Origin of the sequence: Bacillus sp. FSL K6-2865 (genome assembly GCF_040311405.1) — a bacterium.
GTDB classification, from domain to species: domain Bacteria; phylum Bacillota; class Bacilli; order Bacillales; family Bacillaceae; genus Bacillus; species Bacillus velezensis.
In genome coordinates, this window is record NZ_CP152036.1 from 698342 (window position 1) to 711360 (window position 13019).

At 45.6% G+C, this 13019-nt stretch carries 10 protein-coding genes; 8 read left to right on the top strand and 2 right to left on the bottom strand.

Annotation, left to right across the window (positions count from 1 at the left end; genetic code table 11):
- Positions 1-196: 196 nt before the first annotated feature.
- The 3 genes from gatC to gatB are packed head-to-tail and all read left to right on the top strand — an operon-like array spanning position 197 to position 3403.
- The gene (gatC, locus tag NYE42_RS03470) at positions 197-487 is read left to right on the top strand and encodes an Asp-tRNA(Asn)/Glu-tRNA(Gln) amidotransferase subunit GatC (protein ID WP_003155732.1); all 291 of its coding nucleotides are present in this window, start codon (positions 197-199) and stop codon (positions 485-487) included.
- A 14-nt stretch (positions 488-501) separates the two neighbouring features.
- Positions 502-1959 carry an Asp-tRNA(Asn)/Glu-tRNA(Gln) amidotransferase subunit GatA gene (gene gatA, locus NYE42_RS03475; RefSeq protein WP_007408915.1) on the top strand — a complete coding sequence of 486 codons (1458 nt, stop codon included), beginning with the start codon at positions 502-504 and terminating at the stop codon, positions 1957-1959.
- Positions 1960-1972: 13 nt separating this feature from the next.
- On the top strand, positions 1973-3403 hold the full coding sequence (gatB, locus tag NYE42_RS03480) for an Asp-tRNA(Asn)/Glu-tRNA(Gln) amidotransferase subunit GatB (protein WP_003155730.1): 1431 nt from the start codon (positions 1973-1975) through the stop codon (positions 3401-3403).
- A 64-nt stretch (positions 3404-3467) separates the two neighbouring features.
- On the opposite strand, the gene NYE42_RS03485 is transcribed toward gatB, so the two are convergent.
- Positions 3468-4316, bottom strand: a complete 849-nt coding sequence (locus NYE42_RS03485) for a TetR/AcrR family transcriptional regulator (protein ID WP_007408916.1) — start codon at positions 4314-4316, stop codon at positions 3468-3470.
- 128 nt (positions 4317-4444) lie between these two features.
- Between NYE42_RS03485 and NYE42_RS03490 the strand changes: the two genes are divergently transcribed.
- The 3 genes from NYE42_RS03490 (at position 4445) to rlmD (ending at position 10185) form a co-directional block, all read left to right on the top strand.
- Entirely contained in the window at positions 4445-7588 is a 3144-nt protein-coding gene (locus NYE42_RS03490; RefSeq protein ID WP_326244815.1) for an efflux RND transporter permease subunit, read from the top strand.
- Positions 7589-7740: 152 nt separating this feature from the next.
- Positions 7741-8652, top strand: coding sequence for a diacylglycerol kinase (locus NYE42_RS03495; protein WP_032867571.1), 912 nt, complete (start codon positions 7741-7743; stop codon positions 8650-8652).
- 147 nt (positions 8653-8799) lie between these two features.
- Positions 8800-10185, top strand: a complete 1386-nt coding sequence (gene rlmD / locus NYE42_RS03500; protein ID WP_047935417.1) for a 23S rRNA (uracil(1939)-C(5))-methyltransferase RlmD — start codon at positions 8800-8802, stop codon at positions 10183-10185.
- 189 nt (positions 10186-10374) lie between these two features.
- On the opposite strand, the gene NYE42_RS03505 is transcribed toward rlmD, so the two are convergent.
- Positions 10375-10842, bottom strand: a complete 468-nt coding sequence (locus NYE42_RS03505; protein WP_042634937.1) for a hypothetical protein — start codon at positions 10840-10842, stop codon at positions 10375-10377.
- A 338-nt stretch (positions 10843-11180) separates the two neighbouring features.
- Here NYE42_RS03505 and NYE42_RS03510 point away from each other — a divergent pair, with 338 nt between their 5' ends.
- Complete coding sequence (locus NYE42_RS03510) at positions 11181-12134, top strand: ATP-binding cassette domain-containing protein (protein WP_352426761.1); 954 nt, start codon at positions 11181-11183, stop codon at positions 12132-12134.
- Positions 12135-13010, top strand: a complete 876-nt coding sequence (locus tag NYE42_RS03515; protein WP_222835728.1) for an ABC transporter permease — start codon at positions 12135-12137, stop codon at positions 13008-13010.
- Positions 13011-13019 lie beyond the last annotated feature (9 nt).

Sequence of the window (13019 nt, forward strand, 5' to 3'; positions counted from 1 at the left end):
ATGAAAACGCTACCAATAAATTATAAAAGTAAAAATTTTCTGACATATAATTCGTTTCTCTTTCTCCCCGATTTAGGATAAAATAGAGAGGGTTTCATCATGCCTCAGAAGGCGGCGTTTTGTTGCTTTAGAGGGCTCGTTTTTGATATGATCAGTATTATATGACGAAACGGAGAATTATGCGGAGGTGGATCTTATGTCACGAATTTCTATAGAAGAAGTAAAGCATGTCGCTCATTTGGCGAGACTCGCCATTACGGATGAAGAAGCTGAAATGTTTACAGAACAGCTTGACAGTATCATCTCGTTTGCCGAGGAGCTTAATGAAGTGGACACGGATAACGTGGAACCGACAACACACGTGCTGAAAATGAAAAACGTAATGAGAGAAGATGAAGCGGGTAAAGGCCTTCCGGTCGAGGATGTCATGAAAAATGCTCCCGATCATAAAGACGGCTATGTCCGTGTGCCATCTATTCTGGATTAAAGGAGGGAGACAGTATGTCATTATTTGATCACAAAATCACAGAACTGAAACAAATGATACATAAAAAAGAAATCAAGATTTCCGATCTTGTTGATGAATCTTACAAACGGATCGCATCCGTGGATGATAAGGTGCAGGCGTTTTTACAGCTTGATGAAGAAAGAGCCCGCGCTTACGCGAAAGAACTTGACGAAGCGGTTGACGGACGGTCTGAACACGGTCTTCTCTTCGGAATGCCGATCGGCGTCAAAGACAACATCGTGACCAAAGGGCTTCGCACCACATGCTCAAGCAAAATCCTCGAAAACTTCGATCCGATTTACGATGCGACGGTTGTGGAGCGCCTTCAAGCCGCTGAAGCCGTAACGATCGGAAAGCTGAATATGGACGAGTTCGCGATGGGTTCTTCTACTGAAAACTCCGCGTACAAAGCGACGAAAAACCCTTGGAATCTCGATACGGTTCCCGGCGGATCAAGCGGCGGTTCCGCAGCTGCGGTTGCCGCGGGCGAAGTCCCGTTTTCACTCGGATCTGATACGGGCGGCTCCATCCGCCAGCCGGCTTCTTTCTGCGGCGTCGTCGGATTAAAGCCTACATACGGACGTGTGTCGCGTTACGGTTTGGTCGCTTTTGCGTCTTCACTGGACCAGATCGGGCCGATCACAAGAACCGTAGAAGATAACGCATTCCTTCTTCAGGCGATTTCAGGCCCGGACAAAATGGACTCTACGAGCGCCAATGTCGAAGTGCCGGACTTTCTTTCTTCATTAACTGGCGATATTAAAGGCTTGAAAATCGCCGTACCGAAAGAATATCTCGGAGAAGGCGTCGGCAAAGAAGCGAAAGAATCGGTTTTAGCCGCTTTAAAAGTGCTTGAAGACCTCGGAGCGACATGGGAAGAAGTATCTCTGCCGCACAGCAAATACGCGCTTGCGACGTATTATCTGCTGTCTTCTTCCGAAGCGTCTGCAAACCTTGCGCGCTTTGACGGCATCCGCTACGGCTACCGCTCAGACAATGCGGACAACCTGATCGACCTTTATAAACAGACACGCTCTGAAGGCTTCGGCAACGAAGTGAAGCGCCGCATCATGCTCGGCACCTTCGCGCTCAGCTCCGGCTACTATGACGCGTATTACAAAAAAGCGCAAAAAGTGCGCACGCTTATTAAAAAAGATTTTGAAGACGTATTTGAGAAATACGATGTCATCGTCGGACCGACAACGCCGACACCGGCATTCAAAATCGGCGAAAAAACCAGCGATCCGCTCACAATGTACGCCAACGATATTTTAACGATCCCTGTCAACCTCGCGGGTGTGCCGGGAATCAGCGTGCCGTGCGGATTTGCGGACGGACTGCCGCTCGGACTGCAAATCATCGGAAAACACTTCGATGAAGGCACTGTATACCGCGTCGCTCATGCTTTTGAACAGGCAACAGATCATCATAAAGCGAAACCTGAACTGTAAGGGGTGAAATGAAGTGAACTTTGAAACGGTAATCGGACTTGAAGTCCATGTGGAATTAAAAACAAAATCTAAAATTTTCTCAAGCTCACCGACGCCATTCGGCGCGGAAGCGAATACCCAAACGAGCGTCATCGACCTCGGCTATCCCGGCGTGCTGCCCGTTTTGAACAAAGAAGCGGTCGAATTCGCGATGAAAGCCGCAATGGCTTTGAACTGCGAAATCGCAACGGATACGAAGTTTGACCGGAAAAACTATTTCTATCCGGACAACCCGAAGGCATATCAAATTTCTCAATTTGACAAGCCAATCGGCGAAAACGGCTGGATCGAAATCGAAGTCGGCGGAAAAACGAAAAAAATCGGCATCACCCGTCTTCACCTTGAAGAAGATGCGGGAAAACTGACGCATACGGGCGACGGCTATTCCCTCGTTGACTTCAACCGCCAGGGCACGCCGCTTGTCGAGATTGTATCTGAGCCGGATATCCGCACACCGGAGGAAGCTTACGCATATCTCGAAAAGCTGAAATCAATTATCCAATACACAGGTGTTTCCGACTGTAAAATGGAAGAAGGTTCACTGCGCTGTGACGCCAACATTTCCCTCCGTCCGATCGGCCAGGAGAAATTCGGCACAAAAACGGAGCTGAAAAACCTCAACTCTTTCGCATTCGTGCAAAAAGGCCTTGAGCATGAAGAAAAACGCCAAGAGCAGGTGCTTCTGTCAGGCGGAGTCATTCAGCAGGAGACGCGCCGCTACGATGAAGCGACGAAAAAAACCATTTTGATGCGTGTCAAAGAAGGTTCGGACGACTATCGTTATTTCCCTGAGCCTGACCTTGTCGAGCTCTACATTGATGACGAATGGAAAGAACGCGTAAGAGCAACCATTCCTGAGCTTCCGGATGAGCGCCGCAAGCGTTATATCGAAGAGCTCGGCCTGCCGGCTTATGACGCAATGGTTCTGACGCTGACGAAAGAAATGGCTGACTTCTTCGAAGAAACGGTCAATAAAGGCGCAGAAGCCAAGCAGGCATCAAACTGGCTGATGGGTGAAGTCTCAGCTTACCTGAACGCCGAACAAAAAGAGCTTGAGGATGTCGCACTGACTCCTGAAGGCCTTGCCGGCATGATTAAGCTGATTGAAAAAGGAACCATCTCGTCCAAAATCGCGAAGAAAGTCTTTAAAGAATTAATTGAAAAAGGCGGCGACGCAGAAAAAATCGTCAAAGAAAAAGGCCTTGTGCAGATTTCTGACGAAAGCGTGCTTCTGAAGCTGGTAACAGATGCGCTTGACAGCAACCCGCAGTCAATTGAAGACTTCAAAAACGGAAAAGACCGCGCGATCGGCTTCCTTGTCGGGCAGATTATGAAAGCCTCAAAAGGACAGGCCAACCCGCCGATGGTCAACAAGATCTTACTTGAAGAAATCAAAAAACGATAAAAAAAAGCAGCCGCCTGTAAGGGCGCTGCTGACATGGAGACCGGTAAGCGCCGGTCTCTTTTTTTTATAAGCTGAAATAGGTTTCAATGGAAGCCCGCAGCATTTCAATCTGCTCATTTCCGCTGCCTGCCAAGTTGGACAGCATTCCTTTAATAATCGGTTTTCGCGGCTCTTCCTTTGCGCATTCCTCTTCAATGACTTCAAGCGATACGAGGACGTCCTCAGGCAGCTCCTGCTGTGCTTTTATCTTTTGAATATCCGCAAGCAGTCTTTCTCTGTCCGCCGCGGGCTGAGTGAAGATATCCTCAGGCAGCAGCGGATCGGGATTGTCTCTTATCAGCCCCGTAATCAGATCATCGATTCTGGCAATCAGAAAGGCCGCCACGTTTTCCGTCCGGAATGCCGTATGTTCATTAAAAATCAAGAAATGAATATAGGAGCTCACAATTCCTTGCGCCATAACGGACGCATCCGCTAAAAACGGTGTGACGGCATCTCCGTAAACGGAGAGCAACGCATCCCGATACAGCATGTTAAATTGAATATTGGCCTCATGAAAATACTGTTTGACCTTTTGATTTTCAGGAATGACCTTTTCGCTCAGCAAGAGGATGATAAAGTCCTTGTGTTCCATAAATTCCTGGAATTGATATGCGATTTGTTTTCGGAATACGTCCTTAGGCGGTTTATGTTGATGTTCTGTTTTGATTTTCTTTATTTCTTCCATAGACATGCCGATGTAATACTCACATGCTGACAGCAAAAGGTCTTCTTTTGATTTGAAATGGAGATAGAAGGCTCCTTTTGAAATTCCGCATTCGCCGGCGATTTCCTGAATGGTTGTTGAAGAAAACCCTTTTTTGGCAAATAAATGGATGCCTGTTTTTATGATTTTCTCTTTTTTTTCGTTCATGACGTGCTTCCCCTTAATCCTGAAAAATTTAGAAAAATTTACTGCCTTATTAGTTGACGATGTTGAGTTATACCGTTTAGTATTATATAGAATGACCAGTCAGTCAATAAAAATTAACGGAGGACATGATGAACCACATTATTAACTTTGTACTGAAGAACAAATTCGCAGTTTGGCTGATGACGATTATCGTTACTGTAGCAGGGCTGTATGCCGGTCTGAATATGAAGCAGGAATCCATACCGGACGTCAACATGCCTTATCTCTCAGTAAATACGACTTATCCCGGAGCTGCTCCGAGTCAAGTTGCGGATGACGTGACAAAACCGATCGAGCAGGCGGTGCAGAATTTAGAAGGAGTGAGCGTTGTAACGTCCACATCCTCTGAAAACGTCTCATCGGTTATGATTGAATATGATTACAACAAGGATATGGACAAGGCGAAAACCGAAGTCGCTGAAGCGCTGGACAGTGTCAGCCTTCCTGACGACGCGAAAAAACCTGACATTTCCCGTTACAGCCTCAACTCTTTCCCGATTTTGACGCTCAGTGTGACAAGCGGCAAAACCTCGCTTGAAGATCTGACCAAAAATGTGGAAAACACTCTCGTTCCTAAGCTTGAAGGCATTCAGGGCGTTGCGTCCGTGCAAGTTTCCGGACAGCAGGAAGAGCAGGTGGAATTCTCTTTCAAAGACAAAAAAATGAAAGAGTACGGACTTGATGAAGATACCGTCAAGAAAGTGATCCAAGGCTCTGACGTCAATACGCCGCTTGGATTGTACACGTTCGGCAACAAAGAAAAATCAGTTGTCGTTAACGGAGATATTACGTCAATTAAAGATCTGAAAGATATGAGAATTCCGGTCACATCTTCTTCTGCCGCTCAAGGTCAAACGGGCGGAGCCGGTGCGGCATCTGCGGCGGACGCTCAGGCTATGCAGCAGGCACAGCAAAGCGCGGCAGCAGGGGTGCCGACAGTCAAGCTTTCTGACATTGCCGACATTAAAGATGTGAAAAAAGCTGAATCCATTTCCCGCACGAACGGAAAGGACAGCATCGGAATTAATATCGTAAAAGCCAATGACGCCAACACGGTAGAAGTGGCCGATGCGATTAAAGATGAACTGAATCAATACAAAAAAGACCATAAAGGGTTCAAGTACAGCTCGACTCTTGATATGGCAGAGCCGATTACAGAGTCGGTGGATACGATGTTAAGCAAAGCGATTTTCGGCGCGATTTTTGCGGTCGTGATCATTCTCTTATTCTTAAGAGATATTAAATCAACGATGATTTCTATCGTTTCCATCCCGCTGTCACTGCTGATTGCGCTTCTTGTGCTGAATCAGCTTGATGTCACATTGAACATAATGACGCTCGGTGCGATGACGGTCGCCATCGGACGGGTAGTCGATGATTCGATTGTCGTAATCGAAAACATTTACCGCCGCATGAGGCTGAAAGATGAACCTTTACGCGGGAAGCAATTGGTGCGTGAAGCGACGAAAGAAATGTTTAAACCGATCATGTCATCAACGATCGTAACCATTGCCGTATTCCTGCCGCTTGCCATGGTCGGCGGACAGATCGGCGAACTGTTTATGCCGTTTGCATTAACAATCGTCTTCGCGCTTGCCGCATCGCTGTTGATTTCGATCACACTGGTGCCGATGCTTGCGCACAGCTTATTCAAAAAATCGCTCACAGGCGCGCCTGTTAAAGCGAAAGAGCATAAGCCGGGCAGATTGGCCAATTTCTATAAAAAAGTGCTGCATTGGTCATTAAGACATAAATGGATTACATCTATCATCGCGGTTCTGATGCTTGTCGGCAGTTTGTTCCTCGTACCTCTGATCGGCGCGAGCTACCTGCCTGCGCAAGCGGACAAAACGATGCAGCTCACATACACGCCTGAACCGGGCGAAACGAAAAGCGAAGCTGAAAAAGCTGCGCAAAAAGCGGAAGACATGCTGCTTAAACGCAAACATGTCGATACCGTTCAGTATTCATTAGGCTCGCAAAGTCCGCTCGGCGGAAGCTCAAACGGCGCATTGTTCTACGTGAAATACGAGGATGACACGCCTGATTTTGATAAAGAAAAAGACAATGTCTTAAAAGAAATCAAAAAAACATCCAGCCGCGGCGAATGGAAATCACAAAATTTCAGTTCGTCAGGCAACAACAACGAATTAACGTACTATGTGTACGGAGATTCAGAGTCTGATATTAAAGGCACGGTCAAAGACATCGAAGGCATCATGAAAAAGCAGAAGGATCTGAAAGACGTCAACTCAGGCCTTTCCAGCACATATGATGAGTACACGTTCGTCGCTGACCAGGAGAAACTCAGCAAGCAGGGCCTGACGGCTTCGCAAATCTCCCAAGCCCTGATGTCCCAAACGTCACAGTCTCCTTTGACAACGGTGAAAAAGGACGGCAAAGAGCTTGATGTGAACATCAAAACAGAAAAAGACCAGTATAAGAGTGTAAAAGAATTAGAGGATAAAACCATCACATCGCCTGCAGGCCAAGAAGTAAAAATCGGCGATGTGGCGAAAGTGAAAAACGGCACGACATCCGATACCATTTCCAAACGCGACGGCAAAGTGTACGCTGACGTAACGGCAACCGTCACTTCTGACAACGTCACGAAGGTGTCATCAGCCGTTCAAAAGAAAGTTGACAAACTGGATCACCCGGACAATGTATCGATTGATACCGGCGGTGTATCAGCGGATATTGCTGATTCCTTTACGAAACTCGGCTTAGCAATGCTTGCCGCAATCGCCATCGTATACCTCGTTCTTGTGATCACGTTCGGCGGAGCATTAGCGCCGTTTGCGATTCTGTTCTCGCTTCCGTTTACAGTCATCGGCGCATTAGCCGGACTGTATGTATCCGGAGAGACGATCAGTCTGAATGCCATGATCGGTATGCTGATGCTGATCGGAATCGTCGTCACAAATGCGATTGTCTTAATTGACCGCGTCATCCATAAAGAAGCGGAAGGCTTATCGACGAGAGAAGCGCTCCTGGAAGCCGGCTCTACGAGATTGCGTCCGATTCTGATGACGGCGATCGCGACAATCGGCGCCCTGCTTCCATTGGCATTGGGCTTCGAAGGCGGAAGCCAGGTCATTTCTAAAGGACTCGGTGTCACTGTTATCGGCGGTTTAATCAGTTCGACTCTGCTTACCCTTCTGATTGTGCCGATCGTATATGAAGTATTAGCGAAATTCCGTAAGAAAAAACCTGGAACGGAAGAAGAGTAAGACAGCGGGCCTTGGCTCCTTAAACGGAGCCGGGGCCTTTTTTCTTCTGGCAATTCCTGTACATATTGTTGCGATTTTCTCAAGTCATAGTATAATTAAAGGTTGTTAGTGTTAATAATGGATCGGATACTCTTAAGTAGGATGATGAGATAATGAAACGTGCACGCATAATATACAATCCGACTTCAGGACGGGAGCTTTTTAAGAAAAATCTTGCCCAGGTCCTGCAAAAATTTGAACAAGCCGGTTATGAAACCTCCACCCATGCCACCACATGCGCGGGGGATGCCACCAACGCCGCAAAAGAAGCCGCTTTGCGGGAGTTTGACCTGATTATCGCAGCCGGCGGAGACGGAACGATTAATGAAGTCGTCAACGGCCTTGCACCGTTAGACAAACGCCCGACACTCGGTATCATTCCGGTCGGCACGACAAATGACTTCGCCAGAGCGCTGGGCATTCCGAGAGAGAATGTACTGAATGCCGCTGATACCGTCATTAACGGCGTAGCCCGCCCGATCGACATCGGACAGGTGAACGGTCAGTATTTTATCAACATCGCCGGCGGAGGCCGTCTGACGGAGCTGACGTATGATGTGCCAAGCAAACTGAAAACGATGCTCGGCCAGCTTGCTTATTATTTAAAGGGAATGGAAATGCTGCCTTCACTTCGACCGACAGAAGTCGAGATTGAATATGACGGCAAGCTGTTTAAAGGCGAAATTATGCTGTTTTTAGTGACGCTGACCAACTCGGTCGGCGGATTCGAGAAACTGGCCCCTGATTCCAGCCTGAATGACGGCATGTTTGATTTGATTATTTTGAAAAAAGCCAATCTCGCGGAGTTTATCAGAGTCGCGAGCATGGCGCTCAGAGGCGATCATATTAACGATCAGCACATTATTTACACAAAAGCGAACCGTGTGAAAGTCAATGTATCAGAAAAGATGCAGCTGAACCTGGACGGCGAGTACGGCGGCATGCTGCCGGGCGAATTCGTGAACCTGTACCGGCATATTCACGTCATCATGCCGAAGGAGAAAGCGGAACAGCTGGATGATTAATACGCGGACAAAATCCTAAAACAGTATTCGTTTTAGGATTTTGTCATCTTTTCAGCGTGATCGGAAACCTTTGAAGGCTGACATTGAATTTGAAGGTTTGCCAGCACGCTGAAACAAGGCTATTGGTAAAACTAGAGGTGATTATAGATGAAAATGAAACCCCCGGTAGAAAAAAATGAATACTATGATGTGACATTTGAGGATTTGACGCACGAAGGAGCGGGCGTCGCAAAGGTTCAGGGATTCCCGATCTTCGTGCCGAACGCCCTGCCTGAGGAAAAAGCGCAAATCAAAGTGACACGCGTCAAAAAAGGCTTCGCTTTCGGCCGCTTGATTGAACTGAAGGAAGAAAGCCCGCACAGAACGGATGCCCCGTGCCCAATCTACAAACAATGCGGCGGCTGCCAGCTTCAGCACATGACCTATGAAGGCCAGCTCTTGTTTAAACAGAAACAAGTCAAAGACGTCTTAGAACGGATCGGCAAGCTGGCCCTGTCCAACGTCACCGTGCACCCGACACTCGGCATGGAAGACCCTTGGAACTACAGAAACAAAGCGCAGGTGCCGGTAGGAGAAAGAGAAGGCGGACTCGTCGCCGGATTCTATCAGCAAAGAAGCCATGACATCATTGACATGAGCGCCTGCATGATCCAGCAATCCAAAAACGACGAAGCCGTTCAAGCCGTCAAAGATATTTGCGCCTCATACGGCGTCAAAGCCTACAACGAAGAACGCCACAAAGGCTGGCTCCGTCACATCATGGTGAGATACGGCGTCGTCACGGGCGAAATGATGATCGTCTTCATCACAAGAACAAGCGATTTTCCGCACAAAGCGAAAATCATCGAAGACATCACGGAGCAATTCCCGCACGTCAAATCCATCGTGCAGAACATCAACCCAAATAAAACAAACGTCATCTTTGGGAACGAAACAAACGTCATCTGGGGCGAAGAGTACATCTACGACCTCATCGGAGACGTCAAATTCGCCATCTCCGCCAGATCGTTCTATCAGGTTAACCCGGAGCAAACAAAAGTGCTCTACGACAAAGCGCTTGAGTACGCGGAGCTGCAAGGAGAAGAAACCGTCATCGACGCCTACTGCGGCATCGGAACGATTTCTCTCTTCTTAGCGAAGCAGGCGAAGAAAGTATACGGCGTCGAAATCGTGCCGGAAGCCATTGAGGATGCAAAACGCAACGCTGAGCTGAACGGCATCACGAACGCAGAATTCGCAGTCGGAGAAGCGGAAACCGTCATTCCGAAATGGTATGAAGAAGGCATTACAGCCGACACCCTCGTCGTCGACCCGCCAAGAAAAGGCTGCGACGAAGCCCTCCTGCGGACAATCATCGACATGAAACCGAAGCGGGTGGTGTACGTATCCTGCAATCCAGGCACGCTTGCAAGAGACCTGCGGGTGCTTGAGGATGGCGGGTATCAGACGCTCGAAGTGCAGCCGGTGGATATGTTCCCGCATACGAATCATGTGGAGTGTGTGGCTGTGCTGGAATTAAGAGAAGGCAACTAACCCTTAGGGATGGTTGCCTTTTTTTAATCCGCATTTTTTTTGCATTCAGGACGAACTCGTGACATGAGAGGAGTACCAGAAGATGTTTGGCTAACGCCTATAATATAGCTTTCTATACATCTCTTTATGTAATAAAGGGTACCTTTTTAGGAACCCTTTATTAATATTCACTCTAGAGGGGCAGCTTTTTTAATACACTTTCATATCTTGTTTTTTCTCCTTACTAATCATTACTTTTTCTAAATAACTCTTAAGAAATACATTATCTATCCTATCCGGAATGTAACCCAGACGTTTATTTAGTATATTCTCTATGATATACATTTTCTTTGTGTAATATTGGTAACTATCCGTTGCGATTTGAACACTTTCTGATTCATTTCCCTTTTCTGATTCAAGTCGAGATTTATATAGCTGATCATACTTCTGTTTGCGTATTTTTCTTGAGAGCCGCAGTAAATGAAATAATTCAATTGTTGGCAGAGTCATTAGTTCTGGTGTCGACTTATCCAAATCTAATTCAGAAGTATGCTCACGATATTCTATGATTTCACGTTTGCCATCTCTCTGAACATTATGTATGTACATTAAGCAAAAACTACAGTAATACTGATTATCCTTTTGAATTGAAGTTGCACAATAAGGGCATGTTTCCATTACGTTCTCCTTTCTGAATATTCTAAGATAATATGTATTTCGGTTACAAACAAGAATTTTAAATAGTATTAGAGATTCTTAACAAAACCCTTTTTATGATAAAGGGTTTATTGATTACAGCATGTATAAGTTTCATGCAAAATCAATAAGTGATCCCTATGTATAGAAAATCCACCGAGCCTAAACCCAATAACAAAACGCGAAAATAATAAATTATATCATTATAATTATTTATAAAAAGATAATAAAGTTGGATAAAAACGAGAAAATCCTGGCGGGAATGACGATATAAAGTTAGTGAACAACGGTATAGAATCTTACTTTTCGAGGTGAACAGAATGGGAGAAGAACAAGACATTATAACAGTAACGGATCTGCGCAAAAAATATGGATCCTTTGAAGCAGTGAAAGGGGTATCCTTTTCTGTCAAACGCGGCGAGCTGTTTGCATTTCTGGGAACGAACGGTGCAGGGAAATCGACCACTATCGATATTCTCTGTACGCTGATTAAAAAGACATCCGGAAAAGTGGTAATAGACGGTTATACGCTTGGTGAGGGGAAAGAGAATAATCATATCCGCAAAAAGATTGGGGTTGTCTTTCAAGAGAGCATTTTGGATGAACGATTGACCGTTTATGAAAATATCATGAACCGCGGACAATATTATCATTTAAGCAAGGCACAAGTGCAAGAGAACTATCAGTTTGTAACAGACTATTTAAAATTGGATGATATTAAGGAGAAAAAATACAGCGATTTGTCAGGCGGTCAAAGAAGAAGAGCGGATATTGCCCGTGCCCTCATCCATAAACCGACTATATTATTTTTAGATGAGCCTACTACAGGTCTTGATCCGCAAACGAGAGTTTTTGTTTGGAATGCGATTAAAAGGCTGCAGGAAGAAACAAACATGACGATCTTTTTAACGACCCATTACATGGAGGAGGCCGCTGTGGCTGATAACGTTGTGGTCATCAAAGAAGGACGTCTGATCGCAGAGGGTACACCGAGTCAGCTGAAAGATCAATATGCGTTTGACAGTCTGCATATGATGTTTAAGCAAGGCGTTGATCCGACTGCGTGGTTTGAAAATAAACAACTGGATTTTACGGTTAAAAACTCTATTTATTCCCTTCGTGTAGAGTCCACTCTCCAAGCGTTTGACATTTTGAAAGGTCTTGAAGGAAAAATCGAATCTTTCGAGGTGATTAAAGGGAATATGGATGATGTGTTTATCCATATTATCGAAGAACAAGGAAGCAGTTTGCCAGTAAAGGGGAGCATTGCATAAATGAAGTCTTTATCCAGTTTAATCAGCAGAAATATAAAAATATACTTCCGTGATCGAACACTTTTGCTTCTTTCTTTGCTGTCAGTATTTATCGTCATTCTGTTATATGCCGTGTTCTTACAGCAGACACAGCTGGACGCCATTAAGGCCTTGGTCGGTTCGACAGATGATTCCAAAGCAATGGTGAACGAATGGATGGTGGCGGGATTGCTGTCCATTACAGCTGTGACAACGACTTTAGGCGCTTTCGGAATTATGGTGAAAGATAAAGAAAGCAAGAGAACGTATGACTTTTTAACAGCTCCTTTATCAAGGGCGACCATCCAATTGAGCTATGTCATTCATTCATTTGTCATCGGCTTGATCTTTTCATTCATCGCCTTTTTAGGCTGTGAAATTTTTCTCGTTTCAACAGGCAGCAAACTTTTAAGCGGAACAGATATACTTGAAGTATTGGGGATCATTATTCTTTCAGTTGCACTGTCAAGTTCCATAAATTTATTTTTAACGCTGTTTATTCATACACAAAATGCATTTTCGACGTTAAGTACGATTGTCGGAACAGCCATCGGTTTTTTATGCGGAGTATATGTGCCGATCGGCGGCGTACCGGTGTTTGTGCAGAAGATTATTATGTACTTCCCTATCAGCCACACCGCCGTTCTGTTCAGAAAAGCGTTTATGACAGACTCAGTTGATAAAGTATTTAAACATGCCTCTGCGGACCAAATACAGGAATATGAAAAGCATTACGGGATCGTCTACAAGTTAAACGGCCATTTTATCAGTACGGCAGCAAGCTTGTGGATCATTGTTCTTACAGCCATCATATTTACCGTCATATCTATTTTCATATTTAAAAAACAAAATAAATGACTTCTTCAG